20 protein-coding genes are annotated in these 21,406 nt (G+C 65.0%); 13 read left to right on the top strand and 7 right to left on the bottom strand.

Going from position 1 to position 21,406, the window contains the following annotated elements:
• Positions 1–233 (bottom strand): hypothetical protein (locus ACIQLI_RS01805; protein WP_400384403.1); only part of this gene is annotated, 233 nt, incomplete at its 3' end.
• Positions 234–247: 14 nt separating this feature from the next.
• Between ACIQLI_RS01805 and ACIQLI_RS01800 the strand changes: the two genes are divergently transcribed.
• Both ACIQLI_RS01800 and ACIQLI_RS01795 read left to right on the top strand, forming a co-directional pair.
• Positions 248–1,453 carry a cupin domain-containing protein gene (locus tag ACIQLI_RS01800; RefSeq protein WP_400384400.1) on the top strand — a complete coding sequence of 402 codons (1,206 nt, stop codon included), beginning with the start codon at positions 248–250 and terminating at the stop codon, positions 1,451–1,453.
• Positions 1,450–2,358: a sucrase ferredoxin gene (locus ACIQLI_RS01795; RefSeq protein WP_400384397.1), complete on the top strand. Its 909-nt coding sequence runs from the start codon at positions 1,450–1,452 to the stop codon at positions 2,356–2,358. Before ACIQLI_RS01800 ends, ACIQLI_RS01795 begins: the two co-directional genes overlap by 4 nt.
• Positions 2,359–2,390: 32 nt before the next feature.
• Here ACIQLI_RS01795 and ACIQLI_RS01790 read toward each other — a convergent pair whose 3' ends face one another.
• The gene (locus ACIQLI_RS01790) at positions 2,391–2,546 is read right to left on the bottom strand and encodes a hypothetical protein (protein WP_198318330.1); all 156 of its coding nucleotides are present in this window, start codon (positions 2,544–2,546) and stop codon (positions 2,391–2,393) included.
• 118 nt (positions 2,547–2,664) lie between these two features.
• Between ACIQLI_RS01790 and ACIQLI_RS01785 the strand changes: the two genes are divergently transcribed.
• Positions 2,665–3,585, top strand: a complete 921-nt coding sequence (locus tag ACIQLI_RS01785) for a spermidine synthase (protein ID WP_400384394.1) — start codon at positions 2,665–2,667, stop codon at positions 3,583–3,585.
• Here ACIQLI_RS01785 and ACIQLI_RS01780 read toward each other — a convergent pair.
• Complete coding sequence (locus tag ACIQLI_RS01780; RefSeq protein WP_400384391.1) at positions 3,568–5,322, bottom strand: ABC transporter ATP-binding protein; 1,755 nt, start codon at positions 5,320–5,322, stop codon at positions 3,568–3,570. The genes ACIQLI_RS01785 and ACIQLI_RS01780 overlap by 18 nt on opposite strands.
• Positions 5,319–7,142 (bottom strand): ABC transporter transmembrane domain-containing protein, encoded by a 1,824-nt coding sequence (locus tag ACIQLI_RS01775; protein ID WP_400384388.1) that lies wholly within the window; start codon positions 7,140–7,142, stop codon positions 5,319–5,321. The genes ACIQLI_RS01780 and ACIQLI_RS01775 overlap by 4 nt, the downstream gene beginning before the upstream one ends.
• Before the next feature lie 40 nt (positions 7,143–7,182).
• Here ACIQLI_RS01775 and ACIQLI_RS01770 point away from each other — a divergent pair, with 40 nt between their 5' ends.
• The 6 genes from ACIQLI_RS01770 to ACIQLI_RS01745 all read left to right on the top strand — a co-directional run bounded on the left by ACIQLI_RS01770 (position 7,183) and on the right by ACIQLI_RS01745 (position 13,030).
• Complete coding sequence (locus ACIQLI_RS01770; protein ID WP_400384385.1) at positions 7,183–8,016, top strand: helix-turn-helix domain-containing protein; 834 nt, start codon at positions 7,183–7,185, stop codon at positions 8,014–8,016.
• A 136-nt stretch (positions 8,017–8,152) separates the two neighbouring features.
• Positions 8,153–9,106, top strand: coding sequence for an ABC transporter substrate-binding protein (locus ACIQLI_RS01765; protein ID WP_400384383.1), 954 nt, complete (start codon positions 8,153–8,155; stop codon positions 9,104–9,106).
• Positions 9,103–9,984, top strand: a complete 882-nt coding sequence (locus tag ACIQLI_RS01760; RefSeq protein ID WP_400384381.1) for a siderophore-interacting protein — start codon at positions 9,103–9,105, stop codon at positions 9,982–9,984. Before ACIQLI_RS01765 ends, ACIQLI_RS01760 begins: the two co-directional genes overlap by 4 nt.
• A complete protein-coding gene (locus tag ACIQLI_RS01755; RefSeq protein ID WP_400384378.1) occupies positions 9,985–11,079 on the top strand; it encodes an iron chelate uptake ABC transporter family permease subunit in 1,095 nt (364 codons plus the stop codon).
• A 41-nt stretch (positions 11,080–11,120) separates the two neighbouring features.
• A complete protein-coding gene (locus ACIQLI_RS01750) occupies positions 11,121–12,182 on the top strand; it encodes a FecCD family ABC transporter permease (RefSeq protein WP_400384783.1) in 1,062 nt (353 codons plus the stop codon).
• A complete protein-coding gene (locus ACIQLI_RS01745) occupies positions 12,179–13,030 on the top strand; it encodes an ABC transporter ATP-binding protein (protein ID WP_400384376.1) in 852 nt (283 codons plus the stop codon). Before ACIQLI_RS01750 ends, ACIQLI_RS01745 begins: the two co-directional genes overlap by 4 nt.
• Before the next feature lie 20 nt (positions 13,031–13,050).
• On the opposite strand, the gene ACIQLI_RS01740 is transcribed toward ACIQLI_RS01745, so the two are convergent.
• Entirely contained in the window at positions 13,051–13,947 is an 897-nt protein-coding gene (locus ACIQLI_RS01740; RefSeq protein WP_354232090.1) for a LysR family transcriptional regulator, read from the bottom strand.
• Between the two features lie 137 nt (positions 13,948–14,084).
• Here ACIQLI_RS01740 and ACIQLI_RS01735 point away from each other — a divergent pair, with 137 nt between their 5' ends.
• Both ACIQLI_RS01735 and ACIQLI_RS01730 read left to right on the top strand, forming a co-directional pair.
• The gene (locus ACIQLI_RS01735; protein WP_354232092.1) at positions 14,085–15,473 is read left to right on the top strand and encodes an MFS transporter; all 1,389 of its coding nucleotides are present in this window, start codon (positions 14,085–14,087) and stop codon (positions 15,471–15,473) included.
• Between the two features lie 4 nt (positions 15,474–15,477).
• Positions 15,478–16,227: a 3-hydroxybutyrate dehydrogenase gene (locus ACIQLI_RS01730; RefSeq protein ID WP_354232094.1), complete on the top strand. Its 750-nt coding sequence runs from the start codon at positions 15,478–15,480 to the stop codon at positions 16,225–16,227.
• Positions 16,228–16,242: 15 nt separating this feature from the next.
• On the opposite strand, the gene ACIQLI_RS01725 is transcribed toward ACIQLI_RS01730, so the two are convergent.
• The gene (locus ACIQLI_RS01725) at positions 16,243–16,620 is read right to left on the bottom strand and encodes a winged helix-turn-helix transcriptional regulator (RefSeq protein ID WP_400384372.1); all 378 of its coding nucleotides are present in this window, start codon (positions 16,618–16,620) and stop codon (positions 16,243–16,245) included.
• A 106-nt stretch (positions 16,621–16,726) separates the two neighbouring features.
• Between ACIQLI_RS01725 and ACIQLI_RS01720 the strand changes: the two genes are divergently transcribed.
• Positions 16,727–17,590 (top strand): SDR family oxidoreductase, encoded by an 864-nt coding sequence (locus ACIQLI_RS01720; protein ID WP_231340581.1) that lies wholly within the window; start codon positions 16,727–16,729, stop codon positions 17,588–17,590.
• 79 nt (positions 17,591–17,669) lie between these two features.
• On the opposite strand, the gene ACIQLI_RS01715 is transcribed toward ACIQLI_RS01720, so the two are convergent.
• Complete coding sequence (locus ACIQLI_RS01715; RefSeq protein ID WP_400384369.1) at positions 17,670–19,106, bottom strand: amino acid permease; 1,437 nt, start codon at positions 19,104–19,106, stop codon at positions 17,670–17,672.
• 287 nt (positions 19,107–19,393) lie between these two features.
• Between ACIQLI_RS01715 and ACIQLI_RS01710 the strand changes: the two genes are divergently transcribed.
• Complete coding sequence (locus tag ACIQLI_RS01710; RefSeq protein WP_400384367.1) at positions 19,394–21,388, top strand: hypothetical protein; 1,995 nt, start codon at positions 19,394–19,396, stop codon at positions 21,386–21,388.
• Positions 21,389–21,406 lie beyond the last annotated feature (18 nt).

Here is a 21,406-nt window from a genome sequence, read left to right as displayed (position 1 = left end):
GTGCTGACGGTGGTGCCGACGGCGGCGCAGATGGTGGTGCAGAAGGCCCCGCGGACGGTGGTGCGGACGGCGTGCCCGGCACGCACGACGGCGGTGCTGACGGTGGTGCCGACGGCGGCGCAGATGGTGGTGCAGAAGGCCCCGCTGACGGTGGTGCGGACGGCGTGCCCGGCACGCACGACGGCGGTGCCGACGGTGGCGCCGATGGTGGCGCGGACGGCGGCGCCGGACAACAGGGCAGCTAGGTTTGAGCTCTACCAGTACTGATTTCCAGGACCCCGGCGCCGTGAAAGGCGGCGGGGTCCTGGAAACACGCTTAATCGACATCGGCCAGGAAAAATTCGCCAGTGATGTCTGGGGGCGGACCGCCCTGCTCAGCCGCGGTGTCAGCGACTTCTCCGATGTTTTTTCAGCCGGCGCAGTGGACGAATTGGTTTCGCGGCGCGGGCTGCGGACGCCGTTCCTGCGCGTCGCCAAAGGAGGCTCCACGCTTCCCGAGTCCTCCTACACTTCTCCGGCAGGGGTCGGCGCCACCATCTCGGACCAACTTGACGACACCGCGCTGTGGCGCAAATTCGCTGACGGCGCCACCCTCGTCCTGCAAGCGCTGCACCGCACGTGGGAGCCTGTGTCGAGTTTCAGCTCGCAGTTGAGCACTGAACTCGGACATCCTGTGCAGGCCAACGCTTACATCACCCCGCCGCAGAACCGTGGCTTCGATGATCACTACGACATCCACGACGTCTTCGTGCTGCAGATCGAGGGAACCAAGCGCTGGATCATCCATGAGCCGGTCCACGTAGATCCGCTGCGAAGCCAGCCTTGGACGGATCGCCGCTCCGCCGTCGAAGAGGCCGCTCAAGGCGCGGCGTACATCGACACGGTCCTCGAGCCGGGCGATGTCCTTTACCTGCCACGAGGCTGGCTCCATGCCGCCCAGGCGCAGGGGAAAGTTTCCATCCATCTCACCTTGGGTATTCACACCTGGACCCGCCATGCCTTGGCCGAGCATCTGGCACAGGCCGCGCTTGCCGCGCTCTGTGACGATCCAGGGATGCGCCGGTCCTTGCCATTGGGTGTCGCCGGACCTGAGGAGGAAATCGCCGCAGTCCGCGAACGTCTCGCCGCCGCTGTCCTTGAAGCCGATACGACGTCCCTTTTCCATCGGGCCCGAAGGGGACAAGGGCGGCCGGCTCCGCTGGGTCCGGTGGCCCAGCTCGCGGCCATTGACGGACTCAGGCCGGAGTCGCTGGTTCGTCTTCGGGAGGCCCTGGAAGCACGGTTCGATGGCTCACGCCTCACAACCCGCGTCGGTTGGCTGGACTTCCCCGAGGAAGATCTGCCGTCCGTGCGGCGCCTGCTGGAGGGCGGGGATTACCTCGCGGCGGACATCGGCCTGGAACTGGCTGAGAGGTTGTTGCGCGCAGGAGTTCTTGTCCCCGTTACACAATGACGTCCCCGGCAGCCGCAACGGAACGCTTCTTCTGCGCGGAAACTGCCCGGGTGCGCGGCGACTCGATGGCAGGCACAGCGTCACCCGGCCTCGTCTGGGTCCTTGTGGAGTACCGGGGCGCGTGGCCGCCCAACGGCTTTGACGCCCTCGATCTCGAGGCTGGGACCAAAGCGCTCGTCATCTCAGCCGCGCGGACGGCGAATGCGCGGATTCTCCTGGTGCGGCGGCCCGGCCCTCGCCGCCGCCCGGGTCCGGGCAGATGGGCTGTACTTCGCCATGAAGGCTCCGGCGCCCATCGACAGCACTGGGGAACGTGGGAGCGGGATGAGGACCTCGCAGGGATTGCATCAGCCCTGGTATCTCCCGGGGAGCCCGGTTTTCCACCGGTCATCATGGTTTGCGCCCACGGTCAGCACGACCCCTGCTGCGCAGTATGGGGGCGCCCCGTGGGACGTGCACTCAGCGAGCGATGGCCGGAGATGGTGTGGGAGTGCTCCCACGTTGGCGGTGACAGGTTTGCGGCCAACGTGGTCATCGCTCCGGACGGCGTGTACTACGGAGGGCTCGACGCCGGGTCCTCCGTGGCCACCGTTGAGGAGCATCTGGCCGGTCGTATCCACGCCGGGTATCTGCGTGGATATACGGATCTTTTGCCGCCCCAGCAAGCCGCAGTGGTGGCGGTGCTGGGGCGGTTCGGTCCTGCCGGCCGGCAGGATTTTGGGGTCACTGGGACCTTGCGGGAGGGCGACCACTGGCGCATCCAGATCACTGGCCGGCCGCCCCATCCGGCGCATATCGAGGTGGAATTGCGGGCCAGCCGCGCACCGCGGAGGCAGCTGACCTGCCGGGCGCCGGCGGAGGGCTCGGTCATCGCCTACGAAACCCTTTCCATCCGCATAAACTGACACGTGCGGACCGCAGGCACCAACTGCCAGACCTAACGCGATTCCGGATCGTCGGGCGGATCCATGTCCAGCGGCGAATCGAGGAGGCCCGGCGGTTTGGGCACACGGGCCAGCAGCAGGCAGACCACCGTCAACCATGCGACAGCCACGGTCAACACCTCCGCCCACACCGATGCTCCGAGTTCCATGTAGAGATCATAGGGCTCCAGAGGCCGTAAAGGTAAGTAGCCTTACCTTCGATGTGACCGTTCGGAGTAATGGGGCGCTCCACTAGGCTTGAAGCATGACTCAAGCAGGGCTGAAGTAGTGGCGAAACGCGGCAAACCCAACAGGTCCCAGAGGTCGACGACGGGAGTCGTCGAGGTGCCTTCCGGCACCCGTCCTGATGGTCCGGTTGCGGGGGTCTACTACATCGATACCGGCGACTGCGAGCTCATCCCGGACCAGGACAACTCCAACGGCTGGCTGCTGAAGATCAACGGTGTGATGAGTTCCCACATTGACCTCGCCGATCCGCTGTTCCTGGATTTTGAGTACATGCGTTGGATCGCTGCCTTGGTGGAATCACGTTGGCCGCCGGAGCAGAAACCGAAGCTGCGGGCCTTGCACCTCGGCGGGGGAGCCTGCTCCATGGCGCGCTACTTCCACGCCGCCTACCCGGAAGCCCGGCAGGTAGTGGTGGAACTGGACGGCAAACTGGCCGACTATGTGCGCGGCTGGTTCGACCTTCCCAAGGCGCCGTTGTTGAGGCTCCGTGTGGGCGAAGCCCGGCAGGTCACTGAATCCCTCACTCCGGATACCCGGGACCTCATCATCCGCGACGTCTTCGCCGGTGCCTTCACACCCCGCGCGCTGACCACCCGCGAGTTCACGGCGCATGCCGACGCGGTGCTTGCCCCCGACGGCCTGTACGTGGTCAACTCCGGGGACGCTCCTGACCTCAAGAACGCCCGGGCAGATGCCGCGACCATCGCCGACACTTTCGAGCACACCATGATCATCGCGGACCCTGCCATGCTTAAGGGCCGCCGTTACGGCAATATGATCATGGCCGGCAGCCACGCACCTTTCGGAGATGACCCCACACTGGCCCGCAAACTCCTGGGCGGAGGCGTCCCGGCGCACATCTGGGATGATGCGAAAGTGCGGTCTTTTGCGGCGGGAACGCCGGTGCGGCATGACCCCGTAGCCGTCCCCGCGGCCGATCCCTCAGTTGCGGCTGAGTGAGCTGTTCCACGCCTCCCACAAGGTGGCGTAACGGCCCCCGCCGGCCAGCAATTCCTGATGCGGGCCCGACTCGATAATCCGTCCCTGCTCCATCACCACAACGGTGTCCGCCGACGCTGCTTGGGATAAACGGTGTGCGATCACCACGGACGTCCGCCCCGCCAACGCGGCTTCGGCAGCCTGGTCCAGCATGGTGGCTGAGCCGGTTCCCGCCTCAGCAGTAGCTTCGTCGAGGACCGCAATGGGCGGATCCTTGAGCATGAGCCGGGCCAGCGCCAGCTGCTGTGCTTGTTCGGGGGTGAGCTGGTGGCCGCCGGCGCCTACGGGCGTCTCCAGTCCGTCGTCGAGCGTGTTCATCCAGGTAGCCCCCACGGCGGCGAGGACGCGCGGGAGTTCAGCGGGGGAAGCGTCCGGCTTGGCAAGCTTGAGGTCCTCGGCCAGCGTTCCTGAGAAGACGTGCACCTCCTGGCTGACCATCGCGATCCTCGAGTGCAGGTCCGCGGGGGCTGCGGCGGCTGAGTCGAGCCCACCCACCCAGGCGGTCCCGCTGTCCGGGTGTTCCAAGCCCATGATGACCTTGGCCAGGGTGGTCTTTCCGGCTCCTGAGGTGCCGACGATCGCAACCCGCTCACCCGGTCGTACTGTGAGCGAGACGCCGTGGAGCGCGGGCCCCTGGCCGGGGTAGGAGAAGCTGACGTTGTCCAGGACGATGCTGGAATCAGTGGCGCGGGATTCGGCGGTTGGGGAGGTCTTGGCCGTTGACATGGTCAGCCCGAACATGCGCCCCAGGCCGGCAGCGGCCTTCTGGAGTTCATCGAACTGCCCCAAGACCAGCCCGATCGGATCGAACAGCCGGTAGAAGTACAGCGCAGCCGCCGTCGCCGCACCAATAGTCACGATGCCCTCGGAGTGAAGCCAGAAGCCCACCACGAGCACTGCGGACAGGCCTATGAGTTCGGCCAGGTTGAGGCGGTTGTAGAACCGGGTCAGGTAGCTGACGCCCTTGAGCGCGTGGCCGATGTTCTCCTGGGAAGCAGTTGCCACCAGCTCCGCATGGCGCGACCCGAGACCCAACGCCAGGACCGACGGTGAGCCGTGGACGGTCTCGATGATCTGTTCGGTCCGGTTGGCCTCGGTGATACGGACGGTCCGGTAAATGGGGGCGGTCCGTTTGAGGAACCACCGCAGCGTGAACACCTGTAAGGGTGCGGCGATGAGGACGGCCACGGCAAAGCGCCAGTCGATGACCCCCAGGCCCAGCAAGGTGACAGCGATAGTGAAGGCTGCGCTGGTGAACGCCGGCAGTACTCCGGAAATGGCTTCGCTGACAGCCTCGACATCGCCGGACACGCGGGCCACAACATCGCCGATGCCCGCCTTTTCGAGCTGCGCCAAGGGCTTCCGGACAGCTGCCGCGAAGACCTCCTCGCGGAGGCCGGCGAGGGCTTCCTCGCAGATCCGGGCCAGCAGGTTCTGGCCCAGGATGCCCAGCAGGGCGCCGCATCCACCCGCAACCAGCAAGCCGATGGCCAGCCACAGCAAGTTCATGACGTCTCCGCCGCCGGCCGCGATGTTGACCATGATGCCCAGGATCGCCGGCGCTGCCAGTCCACAGCAGGCCGCCGCCAGCAGGACGAACACGGTCAAGGCGAGCCTGCCGGGGCGCTGTGCCAACAGGCGCCACATGGCCCGCCGGGTCTCACGGGGTGTGGCGATGGGCAGGATGTCGGTGCTCATGAACCCACCACCTCGCGGTAGCCGGCCGACGTCGCGAGGAGTTCCCGGTGCGTCCCGGTTTCCGACGCCCCATCGGCACCTCCCACCACCACCCGGTGACAGACGGCCAACAGCGTGGGGCTGGTGGTGACCAACACCAACGCCTTGTCCGGGAAGTTGCGGAGGCCTTCCGCGATCACAGCTTCGGTAGCGGTGTCGACGGCGGTGGTGGGGTCGTGCAGGACCAGCACCGGCTGCTGCTGGTGCAGCGAGCGGCCAAGAACCAGCCGCTGCCGCTGCCCACCGGACAGGCTCTGGCCATGCCCGGTAAGAACGGTTTCGGTGCCATCCGGCAGTTGGGAAACGAAGTCCGCGACGGCTGCAGCCGCCATGGCGCGCTCTTGCAGGGGGATATCGGCTGCTGCCACGTTGTCGCGGACACTGCCGCGGAAAAGGACGCCTTCGTGAGTATCGGCGAAGACTTTGGAGCGGACATCCAGTGGGTCCAGGTCGGCGGCGTCGTGGCCGTCGATGGACACTACGCCGCGGGGAGCGGGTGTGCGGAAACCAAGGGTGTCCACCAATCGCCTGGCTTGCGGGCCGTCCGGCAGCACCACGCCCACGATCTCCCCGGCGGAGGCCGTGAAGGGAGGGAAGGCGCTGTTGTCAGGGCTGTCACGGAGTTCGAGGAGCGGGACCGGGTGCCCCGCGGAGGCGGGCTGCGTCGCTGACGTGGCGGACGCCGTCGTGCTTTCTGCTGCGGCGAGGCGGTCCCCTGAAGCTGCGCGGTAGCCGTCGGCAAGGCGTTCCCCGTCAACAGTCGCAGGCACCGCCTCCGGTTCCTCGAGCAGTACCGCGATGCGTGCCGCTGAGGCCCGTTTCCGGGCGAAATCCACGCTGAGGAAGCCCAGCGCGGCCATGGGCCCCTGGACATATTGGGCCACGCCGACAACCGCCACCAGTTGGCCCACCGTGATGCTGCCTTGGACCGCGAACCACGCTGCGAAGAAGGAGATCCCGGCCAGGAACGCAGCGGACAGCGCGGTGCTGGCGCCGTTGTAGGCGGACCTGGCCCGGACAGCCCGCAGCCCGGCCAGCAGCGATGTCCGGCTGGCGGCCTGGTATCGGGTGATGGCTGCTTCCTCGGCCCCGAGACCCTTGAGGGGGCGTGATCCGGTCACGAAGTCCGTGGCCAGCGCGCCGGCGCTGGCCGCTGAGGACTGTTCCACATCGCTGCGGTCCTCCAACGGCTTGGTGAGGCGCTGCATCACCACCAGCATGACGGGCGTGGCCACCAGGACCGCGATGCCCAAGGGGACCGAAATCAGCAGCAGCGTCACTGCGGAGGTTACGACGCCGGCCGCCGCGGCGATGCCCCCACCGATGAGCCATGACAGGCCGGCAACCCTGTCTGCGTCGGAGGAGGCGATCGCCACGATTTCGCCGGGTGCGCGCCGGGCCGCCATGCCGCGTGGGTGAAGGGTGCGTTCCACCGCCAACTGCCGGAGGTCGTGCGAACCGTAGAGGAAGGAGCGGTTGGTGGCCAAGGTGCCGATGCGCCAGGAAAGGGCGAGCACCACGAAGACGACGGCCAAGGCGCCAAGCCACCAGAGGAGGGCGCCGGCGTCGTGCGGTGCGATTGCCTTGTCAACGGCGGCACCGATGGTCGCGGGAACCAGAGCCTCGCTGACTTGATGCAGGATAAAGCCGGCGCAGCCCACCAGCAGCAACTTCCAGCGGCCATTGGCCAACAGGGTGAACTTGAAGAGACGGGAAGCCGTCCACGGTGTTGGCTTGTTACGCCCGGGTGGGCAGGACGGAATGGCGGAACGGGAGGGCATGCTTACCATAGTAAGGCTCACCTAACTTCAAGAAGGCCAGATGACCCGCCAAGCTATATCGCAATCCGGACAGACCGTGCCACAGGCGACGGCAGGGGTGGGGGTACAGCAGGTCAATGGCGTCTGCACGCAGTATTTCGAGTGCGCGACGCCCGCAACCTGGACTGAACACGTCCACACTACCCATGAGTTGCTGTGGGGTGCCCGCGGTGTCCTGACGGTGGAGGCCGACGGCGGTTTCTTCGCCGTACCGGCAACCCTGGGCCTCTGGATCCCCGCGGGCGTGGTCCATGCTGTGAAATCCGCGCAGGGTACAGGGTTTTACTGCTCGCACATCGACGGCCAGGTAGTGCCGAATCTTGCGAGCCGGACCGTGGCGGTGACGGTGCCGGCCGCAGCGCAGGAGTTGCTGCGCCACATGAGCGCTTTCGATATGGACGACTCCATCCGTGAGCGCTCGGAGCAGGTGGTGGTGGGACTTTTGGATGTTGTGGATGCCCGGCCGATGCTGCTGCCGATGCCCACGGACCCCCGGCTGGAACTCATAGCCCGGGCGCTCCTGGATGATCCCGCACTGGACCGTTCCCTGGAGGAGTGGAGCGTGAAGGTTGCCATCAGTGTCCGCAACCTTTCCCGCCTGTTCCACAAGGAAACCGGCATGACTTTTGCGCAGTGGCGCATCCATGCCAGGGTGCGGGTTGCCTTGGGGCTGCTGGCTGCCGGCTACCCCGTTTCTTCGGTCAGCAGGCGGGTGGGTTACAACAACCCGAGCGCTTTCGTTCAGGTGTTCCGAAAAGTGATGGGGCACACTCCCGGCTGGTACGTGTCCTCGCTTAAGGCCGGAAACCATCACTCTTTGGCCGGTTCCGAATAGATTCCAGCGGTTTCTCAGACCAGTCCGTTGTTAGGGTAGGTATACCTAACTTCGGCAGCCGCTGCGAGGACCCATCAACGGGGCCGCGGACGCCATCGGGAGCTCTCCGTCTCCCCTGAGAACCAAGAGGACCGCAGTGATTTCACGCCCTAAAACCATGTCGGCCGCCGTTGCGGCCCTGGCATCCGCAGCCCTTCTGATGAGCGGATGTGCCACTACCAATGCCAGCGCCAGTGCGAAATCGGAAACCCGCACTGTCACCAGTGAGGTCAAAGAGGTCAACATGCCCGCGGAGCCCAAGAAGGCTTTGGGCATGTACACCACGGACCTGGACATGCTGATCACGCTGGGCATTCCGCTGGCCAGCCAGCAGCCCATCCGCGACAGCGGTTACACAGGCTTCCCGTCTTTCTTTGACCAGGAAGCACTCAAGGGCATCACGCCCTTCACCAACTACCCCGAGTTCAACTTCGAGGCCATCCTCAAGGCTCAGCCGGATGTCATCCTCAATGGCCTGGGCTACGACAAGGAGCTTGACGGCAAGCTCTCCGACATCGCTCCCACCTACACGTTCAACGGCTTCGACGGCAGCGACTGGCGCACCAAGTTCAAGACCGTAGCCGAGGCCTTCGGCAAGACGGAGCAGTACCAGGTGTGGATGGACAAGTACCAGGCAAAGATGGACGACGTAAAGAAGCGCCTGGCCGCCGCCGGCAAGAGCGACCTGGTGATTGGCCCCGTGGATTACTACGAGGACCAGGTATCGGTCAGCTGCTACGGAACGCCATGCCTGGTCATCAAGGACCTGGGCCTGAAGGTCTCCCCGCTGGCCGACGGTGAAGGCTCCAAACTGAGCGCCGAGCAGTTGGAACAGCTCAACGGCATCGATGCCATCATCACCACCGAGGTTCCCGAGAAGGATGGCGCCAACCCGGACGCCTTCGCCCCGCTGGCCAACAACAAGCTGTGGACCTCACTGCCCTTCGTGGCCAACAAACAGATCCACACCTACGACCTCGAAATGATCTACGGCTCCCCGAGCGGCCAGTACGCACTGCTGGAGAAGTTCGAAAAGGCCCTCCTGTCATGATGGCCATCTACCGGGCCGAGGTCCTCGCCACCCGCCGTTTGACGCCTGGAATGGTGCGGATTACCTTCGGCGGTCCCGGCCTGGCCGGCTTCGACACCACGGGTGTCGGCGACGAATATCTCAGGGTCTTCCTCCCCGATCCCGGCACGCATGAGGCCCGGCTGCCCATCTCCACCGGGGACTCCTGGGACTGGTCCGAGGGCGTAGAGCCGTCCGCCATGCGGACCTACACCGTCCGCGCTGTGGACCCCGCCGCCGGAACGGTGGACATTGACTTCGTCGTTCACGACGGCGGATTGGCAGCTTCCTGGGCGCAGCGCGCCCAGGTGGGTGACGTCGTCGGGCTTAACTCGCCCACCGGACTGTACGAACCCCCGGCGGACCTTCAGTGGCAGATCCTGCTGGCCGACGCGACCGGCCTCCCCGCCGTCGCGCGGCTGGTGGAGCAGACGCCGCCGGGAGTTCGGACCCGCGTCCTGATCGAAGTGGAGCACCCGTCGCACCAGCAGGAGCTGACCCTGGGCGCTGGAACCGAGGTCGCCTGGATCCATGGCGGCAACGGCCACAGCCAGTCCCGGCTGGGCGAGGTCCTGCGCTCCATGGAGTTGCCTGGCGGCATCGGCTACATCTGGGTGGCCGGCGAAACCAAGGTGCTGCGCGGGATCCGCAAGTACCTCCGGCATGACAAGAAGCTCACGCCCGAGTCCTACAAGCTGATCGGCTACTGGACGGATAAGAGCGAGGCCTGGGAAGCGCGTTGGGAAAACCTCGACGCCGAAACCCGCCGCTGGTTCGACGATCTTTGGTCCAACGAGAAACGCGATCGCGAGGAAATCGTGGACCTTCAGGACGCCAAGTTCGAATTGCTGGGCCTCTAAATGGCGTCCGGAACCATGGCGCCGCGCCCGGTCATGGCTGAACCGCAGGACGCGGCGCCGGTTTCTTCTGCAGATGCGCGCCCCGCCGGGTTGGTGGCCGTGAACCGGTACCGACTCCTGGGACTTCTTGCAGCGATTGCCGCGCTGGCCCTGGTTCTGTGGCTAAGCCTGGTGGTGGGGTCTAAAGACGTGGACATGGGCAATCTCTGGCCCGCCATCACTGCCTACGATGCCTCGCCGGAGCACGTGATCATCCACGACCTCCGCCTGCCCCGCACCGTCACCGGAGTGGTGGTGGGCATCGCCCTCGGCCTGTCCGGGGCGTTGATCCAGGCCTTGACGCGCAACCCGTTGGCGGACCCCGGCATCCTGGGCGTCAACGCGGGTGCGGGCTTCTTCGTAGTGCTCGGGGTTGCGCTGTTCGGCGTGACCAGCATCCATGAGTACATCTGGTTCTCGTTCGCCGGTGCCGTGGTTGCCACCGTAGCCGTGTACTTCATCGGCTCGCGGGGGAGAGGCGGCGCGACACCGCTCCGCCTCACCCTTGCCGGCGTTGCCCTGGGAGCAGTCCTGGGCGGAATTTCGTCAGGGATCACCCTCTTGCGGCCCGCCGTGTTCGACAGCATGCGCAGTTGGAGCGCCGGGACGTTGAGCAACCGTACCTGGGAAATCTTCACCACCGTAGCGCCGTTCATCCTGGTGGGGACGCTCATAGCACTCGCCCTTGCCCGGCCCCTGAACGCCGTGGCCATGGGCGACGACACTGCCAAGTCCCTCGGCGCCAACATCATCCGCACCCGGATTTGGACCATCGTGTCCGTCACCCTGCTTAGCGGTGCCGCAACGGCCGCGGCAGGACCCATCGGCTTTGTGGGGCTCATGGTTCCGCACGTGGCCCGGTGGATCGTCGGGCCGGACCAGCGCTGGATTCTGGCCTACACCCTGGTGCTTTCGCCTGTGCTGCTCCTCGTCTCTGACATTGCGGGCAGGCTGGTGCTCCGCCCTGGCGAAATGCAGGTAGGCATCATCACGGCCTTCATTGGTGCGCCTGTCCTGATATGGCTCATCCGACGCCGGAAAGTGAGCACGCTGTGACGCGCACCGATCCCGCGGCTCCCATCCAACAGGCCCCTTCCATGCAGCAGGCCCGTTCCATCGATTTTGGCCGCCGGACCCTTGCTGTCCGCCGCTTCGGTGGGCGGCTTTCACTGCGCGTCGACGTCCGTACCCTTGTTGTCACCGCCGTCCTCATCGCCGCCGCCCTGGCGCTCGCCGTCGTCGCCCTTGGCCTGGGTGAGTTCAGCGTTGCGGTGCCGGACGTCGTATCGGCTTTGCTGGGTCAATCCAGCGGAGCCGTGCACATGGTGGTGGTGGAGTGGAGATTGCCCCGCGTCCTCCTGGCCCTGTTATTGGGGGCGGCCATGGGGGTCAGCGGGGCAATCTTCCAGTCGCTGACGCGCAATGCGCTGGGAAGTCCGGACGTCATTGGCTTCAACACCGGCGCCTACACGGGTGCCCTGGTGGTCATCCTGCTGATGGGTGGCGGCTACTTTGCGGTGTCGGCCGGTGCGTTGCTGGGTGGCCTGGTAACTGCTGCCCTGGTGTACCTGTTCGCGTATAAGAAGGGCATCCAGGGGTTCCGGCTCATTATTGCCGGCATCGCCGTGAGTGCCATGTTGGCTTCCGTGAACACTTTTATGATCCTCAAGGCCTCCCTGGAACAGGCGATGTCCGCTGCCGTCTGGGGTGCCGGTTCCCTCAACAAGGTCTCGTGGGACCAGGTGCTGCCCGTGGTGGGTGTCTTTGTGCTGCTGCTGGCCGTGCTGGTGTTTTACGGCAGGCGGTTGGGGCTGTTGGAAATGGGCGACGACGCCGCCCGCGCCTTGGGCGTTCGGCTGGAAGGATCGCGGCTGGTCCTGGCAGTGGTAGGCGTGGCTTTGACGGCGATGGTCACCGCTGCGGCCGGACCGATCGCTTTCGTCTCCCTTGCCGCCCCGCAACTGGCACGCCGGCTGACCCGCTCCGCCTCGGTGGGCATGGTTCCCTCCGCGGCCATGGGCGCCTTCCTGCTGGTGGCCAGCGACATCGTGGCGCAGAACCTGTTCGCGCCGATCCAATTGCCCGTGGGTGTGGTGACCGTCAGTATCGGCGGCTGCTACCTCGTGTGGCTCCTTGCCCGCGAAGTGAAACGGCAATGAGCCAAGAAATGAAGGAAATTGCTGTGACTGATGTGATGGATGTTCCGGCTTCTGTTGGCCCGCATGGTGTGGGCGCCCGGCTCCGCGCCGAGAACGTAAGCCTCGGATATGCGGGCCGGACCGTGTCTGAGGCGTTGGACGTGCGCATTCCCGATGGTGGGTTCACTGTGATTGTTGGGCCCAATGCCTGCGGGAAGTCGACGCTTTTGCGTGCGCTGTCCCGGCTGCTTGAGCCCGGTTCCGGTTCCGTGCTGTTGGATGGCAAGAGCATCTCCTCCTACGGTGCCAAGGAAGTCGCCCGACGCTTGGGTTTGCTGCCGCAGACCTCCATTGCGCCCGACGGAATAACCGTGGCCGACCTCGTTGCCCGGGGGCGCTACCCGCACCAGAAGTTGCTGCGCCAGTGGTCAGAGTCCGATGAAGCGGCCGTGGTTGCTGCGTTGGAAGCCACCAACGTGACGTCGTTGTCCGGGCGTTTGGTGGACGAGCTCTCCGGCGGGCAGCGGCAGCGAGTGTGGGTGGCCATGGTCCTGGCCCAGCAAACCCCGCTGCTCCTGCTGGACGAGCCCACCACGTTCCTGGATATCGCGCACCAGATTGAGCTGCTGGAACTGTTTCGGCGGCTCAACCGCGAAGGGAACACGCTGGTGGCCGTGCTGCACGACCTCAACCATGCATGCCGTTACGCCACACACCTGATCGCCATGAAGGACGGGGCCGTGGTGGCCGAGGGGCGGCCTGCAGATGTCGTGACGGCCGAGCTGGTGGAGCACGTGTTCGGCCTGCCGTGCATCGTGATCGATGACCCCGTGAGCCACACGCCGCTGGTGATCCCGCTGGGGTCCTGATGGTCCCCGCCGCCGGCGGGCTATTCAGCCCCCAGCAGCTCTTCCCGCCGCTGCTCGGTCTCCTCCCGCAGTGCCTGCACGACGGCGGCTACCGCGGGGCGGCGCATGGAGTCCGGGCGGAGGACCATCCAGTAGGGGAGCAGCTCGGCGAAATCCGAGGGCAGCAGGCGCACCAAATCAGCGTGCCGGTCGGCCATGAAGCACGGCAGAAACCCGATGCCGGCCCCTGCCCTGGTGGCCTCGACGTGGACGAACACGTTGGTTGAACTCAGCCCGTCCCGCATGGTGGGAACAAGCCTGCGGGGAGCATCCAGATCGTCCACTTGGAGCATGGAATCCACAAAGTAGACCAGTTGGTGCTGAGTGAGTTCCTCGATGCTCTCCGGGGTACCCTTTGCCGCTAAGTAGGCCCGGGACGCGTACATTCCCAGCCGGTATTCGCCCAGCCTGATCGCTTCGGCCCGGTGGACCTGCGGCGTCCCCACCACCACCTCGATATCCAGGCCGGAGCGCTGCTGCAACGCCCGCCTGGTCACCGTCACGATCTCCACGCTCAACCCAGGGTGTTCCCTCCGCAATCGCGCCACCGCTGGGGCCGCGATATAGGCGCTGAAGCCATCGGTCGCGGTCATGCGTACGACGCCGGTAATGGGGTCGGGCGCGCGGTCGCTGGGTCCCAGCGCGCCCACCGCAGCCTCAATCCGTTCTGCGACCAGTACGGCCTCCGCGCCCAACTCCGTGACCTCCCAACCGCCCGCGGCCCGCGCGAGGATCCTGCCGCCCAGCGCCTTCTCCAGCGCCGCTATCCTGCGCGAAACGGTGGTGTGGTTGAGCCCCAAGGCTTGGGCCGCCGTCGTAAATTTTCCTGAACGTGAGACGGCGAGGAAGATGAGGAGGTCATCCGGGTTCGGCTTCATATCTGCAATTTTGCACACACAGGGTGCTGCTTTGGTCATTGAGACACAACAAATCTGCGGCAATACTCAGTGGAGCATTTCGTGTTGTGGATCACATCACGTTCAAAAGGGTCAAAGAGGACACTGAGGAGATGGATATGAGCGTAGAGCAGCGCTCCGCATCAAAAGCAGGGAAGGGCGCCGGCGAAGGCTCCGGACTCAAGAAGATCGTCGCGGCCTCGATGGTGGGCACCGTGGTGGAGTGGTACGAGTTCTTCCTGTACGCCACGGCCGCCACGCTGGTTTTCGGCAAGTACTTCTTCCCGAGCACCGGCAATGAACTGGACGGCATCATCCAGGCGTTCATCACCTACGCCGTCGGATTCGTTGCCCGCCCGCTCGGTGGCATCGTGTTCGGCCAGATCGGCGACAAGCTCGGCCGCAAGCCCACCCTGCAGTTGACCATTGTGATCGTGGGCGTCTCCACCTTCCTGATGGGCTGCCTTCCGGGCTTCGTGGACATCGGGTACTGGGCTCCGGCCATGCTGGTGGCACTCCGCTTCATCCAGGGCTTCGCCCTGGGCGGCGAATGGGGCGGCGCGGTGCTGTTGGTGGCTGAGCACAGCCCCAACAAGTCGCGTGGCTTCTGGTCCTCCTGGCCGCAAGCAGCAGTGCCAGTGGGTAATCTCCTGGCCACCGCGGTCCTGTTCACCATGTCCTCAGTTCTCAGCAGCGAAGCCTTCCTCGGCTGGGGTTGGCGCGTAGCGTTCTGGCTCTCCGCAGTGATCGTGTTCGTGGGCTACTACATCCGCACCCACGTCACCGAAGCCCCCATCTTCCTCGAAGCCAAGGCGCAGGTGGAGGAGTCCAAGGCCATCAGCTACGGCGTTGGCGAAGTCATCCGAAAGTACCCCAAGGGCATCCTCCAGGCCATGGGCCTCCGCTTCGCCGAGAACATCATGTACTACCTCGTGGTGAGCTTCGCGATCGTGTACCTCAAGAGCGTCCATAAGTACGACACCTCCTCGCTCCTGCTCGCCCTTCTGATCGCCCACGTCATCCACTTCCTGGTCATCCCGCAGGTCGGACGCTTGGTGGACTCGTGGGGACGCAAACCCGTGTACCTCGTGGGCGCTATTGCCGGTGCCACCTGGCCGTTCTTCGCCTTCCCCATGTTCGATACCAAGAACGCCGTAATCATCGTCCTCGCCGTGACCATCGGCCTCTGCCTGCACGCGTTCATGTACGCGGGCCAGCCGGCCATCATGTCCGAACTCTTCCCCACCCGCATGCGTTACTCGGGCGTTTCGCTCGGCTCGCAGGTCACCTCGATCTTCGCCGGCTCACTCGCGCCGCTGCTGGCCACCCAGTGGCTCAAGGACACCGGCTCCTGGGTTCCCACAGCCATCTACCTCGTGGTTGCTTGCGCCATCACCGTCGTCGCGGTTGTTTCGCTGAAGGAGACCAAGGGCATCGCCCTGCAGGAAGTGGACCAGGCCGACGCCATCCGTCACGGACTGGCCACGTCATCTACGTCGAAAGGCTGAACCCGTGGATAACTCCTTGAACGGACGCAAAGCACTGGTGACCGGCGGGGCGAGTGGGATCGGGGCCGCCTGCGCCCGGGCACTCGCCGCCCGCGGCGCGAAGGTTGTAGTAGCCGACGTCGATGCCTCCGGAGCGGCGACGCTCGCCGATGAGCTGGGCGGCACAGCCTGGACAGTGGACCTTCTGGACGTCGACGCCCTGGCCGCACTGAGCCTGGATTGCGACATCCTGGTCAACAACGCCGGCATCCAGAAGGTCGCGCCCATCGAGGAGTTCGAACCCGCGGAGTTCCGGCGGATCCTGGCCCTGATGCTGGAGGCACCGTTCCTCCTCATCAGGGCCGCCCTCCCGCACATGTACGCCAACGGGTTCGGCCGGATCATCAACATCTCGTCGGTCCACGGGCTCCGCGCCTCGGCGTACAAGAGTGCCTACGTCTCCGCCAAGCACGGCCTCGAAGGGCTCAGCAAAGTCACCGCACTGGAAGGTGGCGAGCACGGTGTCACCTCCAACTGCATCAATCCGGGCTATGTACGGACCCCCTTGGTGGAGAAGCAGATCGCCGATCAGGCCCGGCTCCACGGCATCCCCGAAGCCGAGGTCCTGGCCAAAGTGATGCTCACGGAGTCCGCCGTGAAGCGGCTGGTGGAGGTGGAGGAAGTTGCGTCGTTGGCGGCGTGGATGGCCTCCGACGACGCCGGGATGGTCACCGGTGCGAGCTACACCATGGACGGTGGTTGGTCGGCCCGGTAAGTCCCCAAATCCGGGCTAACTTTGGCCGCCGATGATTTCCTCGGCATTATCGAAGGCCCAGGTCACTAGTGGGATCAGCAGTGCCGTGAGTTCGCGGCCGCGTTCAGTCAGGCTGTAGTCCACGCGCGGCGGGATGACGGGTTGTGCATCGCGGCGCACCAGTCCGTCCCGTTCGAGGGTTTTCAGGGTTTGGGCCAGCATTTTCTCGCTGATGCCCTCAGCTCGTCGGCGCAGTTCGCTCCATCGCTGATCTCCTTCGGACAGCGAGAGCAGAATCAGCACGCCCCATTTGCTGGTGATGTGGTCCAGTACCGTCCGGCTCGGGCAGCCGGCTGGGAAGACACCGTCCGCGACGCCGGCCGGAAGGGGAGCCAAGAGGGTACTTACTTTCATGTCAGTACCTTACCTTAAAGTGCGTACTCTCTTTCGGGAAGTTATCTGTTGAAGCGCTGGTTGTGATCGGTGACCGACCCAATAACTTCCTTGAAAGGAACCAGTCATGAGCATCGTCATTACCGGAGCAACAGGCCAGCTGGGCCGCCATGTCATTGAGGCCCTGCTCGAGCGCAATGTCCCCGCTGACAGCATTGTTGCCACAGGCCGCTCCATCGAAAAGCTGTCCGGCTTTGTTGCCCGCGGTGTTCGCGCCGCTGCAATGGACTACGACGACGCTGCCTCTGTGGCCCAAGCGCTTAAGGGTGCCACCAAGGTCCTTCTCATTTCGGGAAGTGCCGTCGGCCAGCGGGTAGAGCAGCACCGCACGGTCATCGAGGCTGCAAAGGCCGAGGGCGTGGAGCTTCTGGCCTACACCAGCATTGCCAACGCAGACACCACCCGCATGAAGCTGGCCGCAGAGCACCAGGCCACGGAATCCATCCTGAAGGAATCCGGCGTCCCCTTCGCCCTCCTTCGCAACAGCTGGTACATCGAGAACTACACCGATCAGTTGCCGGGAACGCTTGCGCAGGGAGCGCTTGCTGGCAGCGCCGGAAACGGCAAGGTCAGCGGTGCTTCCCGCGCAGACTATGCACAAGCTGCAGCCGCGGTTCTGGTCGCGGAGCACCAGGCCGGCAAGATCTACGAATTGGGCGGGGACGAGGCCTTTACCTTGGACGAGCTGGCCGCCGAAATCAGCGCTGCATCAGGGAAGTCCATCGAATACCGGGACCTCCCGGCAGACCAGTACGCCGATCTCCTGACGGGCGCAGGGGTACCGGAAGGCTTCGCGCAGATCCTGGCCGATACCGATCTGGGCATTGGCCGCGGCGAGCTGTTGGTCACCACCGGTGATCTCCGGAAACTGATCGGGCGCCCGGCAACTCCCTTGTCCGACGCCGTGCGCTCCGCTGCTGCTGCCATCTGAGCTGAGCCCTCGCGAGACGACAGTTGATGCCAATGTTCCGCGTGAACATTGGCATCAACTGTAGTTTCGGCGCAGGGAATCAGGCGGTTTCGTCCACCAGCTCTGCCCGGCGGAGGCCGCCGCCGCGGACCCACAGTTTGTAGGCCACGAACAGCAGCACCAGCCAGGTGCCGCCGACATACAGGGCTACCCGGGTGTCCTCGAAGACGCCGAGGATCACGATGACCATTGCCATAAAGGCCATGGTCAGGACGGACGCAGCAGGCCACAGAGGTGACCCGAATTCCGACGCCGGCAGCCCCTTGCGCTTGATCTCCCGCTTCATGGCCACGTGCGACGCCAGGATCATCACCCAGACCCACACGGTGGCAAAGGTGGCGATCGATGCGATGAGCACAAAGACGTCTTCAGGAATCACGGCGTTCAGCACGACGCCAATCAGCAGGATGCCGCCCATCATCACCACGGTCATCCAGGGAACGCCGTGCCGCGAGATCTTGCTGAAGCTCTTCGGCGCGTGACCCTGCTGGGCGAGGCCGAACAGGATGCGGCCTGCTCCGAAAATGTCGCTGTTGATAGCGGAGAGCGCGGCAGTAATGACCACGGCGTTGAGGATGTGCGGCGCGGCCGGGATGCCCAGGCCGTCGAAGATCTGCACGAACGGGCTGCCGCTGCTGCCGATCTCGTTCCACGGGAAGATGCTCATCAGCACACCCAACGTCAGTACGTAGAAGAGCAGCACGCGGACCGGCACGGTATTAACTGCCTGGGGGATGACCTTCTTGGGGTTGGTGGCTTCGCCCGCGGTAATGCCGATGGTTTCGATCCCGCCAAAGGCGAACATCACCACGGCAAATGCAGCAAGGAGCCCCTCGAAGCCGTTCGGGAGGAAGCCGCCGTGGTTCACCAGGTTCCCCAGTCCCGGTGCCACGCCGCCGCCGTCGCCCGTTTGGAAGCCGAACACCACAATCGCTGCACCGCCCACGATCATGGCGATGATCGCCACCACCTTGATGAGGGAGAACCAGAACTCGAGCTCGCCGAACACCTTGACACTGAGCAGGTTCATGGCGCCAAGGAACAGAATGATGGCCAGGACCCAGACCCATCTGTCCACCTGGGGGAACCAGAAACCCATATAGATACTGAAAGCAGTGACGTCGGCGATGGCCACAATGGCCATCTCGAACACGTACGTCCACCCGGTCACGAAACCCGCGAACGGTCCGAGGTACTTGGACGCGTACTGGCCAAAGGAGCCCGACACGGGGTGTCGCACGGCCATTTCGCCGAGTGCGCGCATCACCATGAACACGGCCGCGCCGCCAATGATGTAGGCCAGCAGGACGGCCGGGCCGGCCTTCTGAATCGCAGAAGCAGAGCCGTAGAAGAGGCCCGTACCGATTGCGGATCCGAGGGCCATGAAGCGGATGTGGCGGACGTTCAGGCCCCGGCTGAGCGCCGTACCCGCGGCCTGGAGGACAGAGTTCTCCGCGGCCAGCTTGGTTTGTTGCATAGTAAAACCTTCTCGTCTTTGGGAGGGGATCGCTATCCAGCAGATCACTTTTGGGCCCCTTGTGATCGGACTCACGGGGGTTTGGTGTCTTTGATCGCAGACACTGCTGCTGTGGGCGGACCCGGCGGCTCTGGCGGACCGGACGGTTTTCGGAGGGTGGTCAAAGTCATAGTCGCCGTTCAGATATGATGACCGCGGACAGCTCATCAAACCGGTCAGGCAACCCTCGCTTTTCAGCGTCGCCCCCCTTGAATTCAGCGCTGCCACCGCATCCTTATGGGGGACTTTTGATTTCTGTACTTCGTCACACTCGACGCCGTTGGGCCGCTGCCGTTGTTGCCGTTGTGGCTGGCGCGTCTTTGCTCTTTGCATCCCCCGCGCAGGCTTACGACATTCCCGATTTCGAGGTTCCCAGCGCATCGCAAGCTCCAGTCCCGTATGTTGAACGGGCCTCCGACGCGGCGGGCGTCCTTGAGCTGTGGAGGACGGGTGGCCCGGCCACCCGCGCCGCAGCTGCGTCGGCCCTCGTGGGTGGCGCAAGTGCGGTCCAGGCATTCGTCGACGGCGGGCAGGACGTACCGCTGGCAGCGGACCGCAAACAAATGGTCACCGAGCTGACGGAGCGGGGTAGCGAGCATGTTCGCTCGAAAGCCAAGGAGATTCTTGCCACCGGTGATCCGGCCAGGATCGATGCGTTCCTCGCGTCCGGCTGGGAGAGCACGTGGAGGGTGGACCTCAAAACGGTTGCCTACTACTTCGCCGAGTACAACAACGGCCTGGTTCAGCGCGAGGCTCAGAAGAGCCTTGACGAAGGCGAGAAGGCCGTAGAGGAGTTCGTCCTGAGCGGCTGGAAGGTCAAGGCCAAGGTGTCGGACCGGCAGGCGGTGTACGCGCTGATCGCCTCGCCCAACCCCGCGGTTTCAGCCGGAGCTAAGACCGCTCTTGCCACCACCGAGCCCGCCGCCGACGCCGCGAAGGTTGCCGATTACCTCCGCTACGGCCAGTTCGTTGCAGGCGGGCACCACACTGAATCGGCTGCTGTTTCTGCCCTGCTCCAGCAGGTCAAAGACGACGTCAAGGCCAATCCCGCAGGAGCCGCAGCAGTCGCCGACCGGGCAAAGACCGCCGTGGAACAAGCACGAAACACCGCTGCGGCGGCCCGGAAAGCAGACACGACACGTCTGACTGCTGATCGCGATCTCCTCAGTGCCCAGGCCGTTCCGCGAAATGTCCTGGACAGTGCAAGCGCGGCTTCCGAAAAGCCGTTCAAGGAAACCTTTGCAAGTGCCGCCAAGGAATTGCCCGGACTTTTGGCGACCCTCACCGCTCCCGGTGCCGACCTTGACGCGCTGGTCAAGGAAGCCCGGCAGGTCACCGTGGATCTCGCATTGGTTGGCACGCCTGAAGTGAAGAAGGCAGCCGAGGCGGCGATGTTGGGTGGCGACGCGGCGATCAAGAACTTCGTGGCCAAGGGCCACCCAGAAGCCATTGCGCGGGATTCAAGCGGAGTATCGGCTTTCGGCGCGGACCGCCAGCGCGTTTACCAGCTGCTCGACCTCGGTGGCAGCCACGTGAACAAGGCGGCTGACCTTGCCCTGGGCTCCCCCAACCACGCAGATGTCCGGTACTTCCTTGAGTATGGTTTCGATACTGCGCAGGACCTGGACAACCGGATCCTTGCCTACGCCACCCTGGATAAAGGGGCGGAACGGCGGGCGGCTGCCACGGTAGCGCTGGAGGGCAGCCGGGCTGACCTTCGGGCATTCGCCACGGCGGGGCAGTTTGCTGCTGCAAAGCGTGACGAAGCCACCGCCGTCCACGTTGCCTCGATCGATGCCATGATTGCCGAACTCGCCGGGTTGGCGGACAAGGCAGCGCTCGACGCCGGTACAGCGGCCGACGCTGCGAAGGCCGCCGAAGCAGCCCGTCAGGCAGAGGCAGCGAAAGCCGCCGAGGCGGCCCGCCAGGCAGAAGCAGCTCCCACAGTGGTGCCGTGGCCGCAGGCGCCCGTTTCCGCCGTCGCGCTTCCCGTCACCGGCGAGGCGCCGGACGGCGGGCCTGTTGATGCTGAACGTCCCGACATCACAGATGTCGAGGTCCCACCCGCTGCGACATGGCCCAGCGAGCCGGCGTCGGCCGAGTCTTTGTCGCAAGAGGCGGCCACTCCCTTGGCAGCTTCCTCCACCGGCTTGGGTGGTTGGACCTTCGGCCTGATTGCGGCGCTGGTCCTGGCTGCTGCCGGTGCCATCACGTTCCTGCTTCGTCGGAAGGTCTCTGTCTGACACCCCAGACACCGACCC

Source organism: Paenarthrobacter sp. NPDC091669, from assembly GCF_044756725.1.
In the GTDB taxonomy this organism is placed as follows: domain Bacteria; phylum Actinomycetota; class Actinomycetes; order Actinomycetales; family Micrococcaceae; genus Arthrobacter; species Arthrobacter bambusae_C.
The sequence above is the reverse complement of the archived record's forward strand: the minus strand, read 5'-3'. Positions and strand labels throughout refer to the sequence as shown.

What these genes read in the sequence shown, in the direction of transcription:
- ACIQLI_RS01795 (WP_400384397.1), top strand. Translation starts at nt 1,450, where the DNA reads ATGACGTCCCCGGCAGCCGCAACGGAACGCTTCTTCTGCGCGGAAACT.
- ACIQLI_RS01790 (WP_198318330.1), bottom strand. Translation starts at nt 2,546, where the DNA reads ATGGAACTCGGAGCATCGGTGTGGGCGGAGGTGTTGACCGTGGCTGTC.
- ACIQLI_RS01780 (WP_400384391.1), bottom strand. Translation starts at nt 5,322, where the DNA reads ATGAGCACCGACATCCTGCCCATCGCCACACCCCGTGAGACCCGGCGG.
- ACIQLI_RS01775 (WP_400384388.1), bottom strand. Translation starts at nt 7,142, where the DNA reads ATGCCCTCCCGTTCCGCCATTCCGTCCTGCCCACCCGGGCGTAACAAG.
- ACIQLI_RS01770 (WP_400384385.1), top strand. Translation starts at nt 7,183, where the DNA reads ATGACCCGCCAAGCTATATCGCAATCCGGACAGACCGTGCCACAGGCG.
- ACIQLI_RS01760 (WP_400384381.1), top strand. Translation starts at nt 9,103, where the DNA reads ATGATGGCCATCTACCGGGCCGAGGTCCTCGCCACCCGCCGTTTGACG.
- ACIQLI_RS01755 (WP_400384378.1), top strand. Translation starts at nt 9,985, where the DNA reads ATGGCGTCCGGAACCATGGCGCCGCGCCCGGTCATGGCTGAACCGCAG.
- ACIQLI_RS01750 (WP_400384783.1), top strand. Translation starts at nt 11,121, where the DNA reads ATGCAGCAGGCCCGTTCCATCGATTTTGGCCGCCGGACCCTTGCTGTC.
- ACIQLI_RS01745 (WP_400384376.1), top strand. Translation starts at nt 12,179, where the DNA reads ATGAGCCAAGAAATGAAGGAAATTGCTGTGACTGATGTGATGGATGTT.
- ACIQLI_RS01740 (WP_354232090.1), bottom strand. Translation starts at nt 13,947, where the DNA reads ATGAAGCCGAACCCGGATGACCTCCTCATCTTCCTCGCCGTCTCACGT.
- ACIQLI_RS01735 (WP_354232092.1), top strand. Translation starts at nt 14,085, where the DNA reads ATGAGCGTAGAGCAGCGCTCCGCATCAAAAGCAGGGAAGGGCGCCGGC.
- ACIQLI_RS01725 (WP_400384372.1), bottom strand. Translation starts at nt 16,620, where the DNA reads ATGAAAGTAAGTACCCTCTTGGCTCCCCTTCCGGCCGGCGTCGCGGAC.
- ACIQLI_RS01720 (WP_231340581.1), top strand. Translation starts at nt 16,727, where the DNA reads ATGAGCATCGTCATTACCGGAGCAACAGGCCAGCTGGGCCGCCATGTC.
- ACIQLI_RS01715 (WP_400384369.1), bottom strand. Translation starts at nt 19,106, where the DNA reads ATGCAACAAACCAAGCTGGCCGCGGAGAACTCTGTCCTCCAGGCCGCG.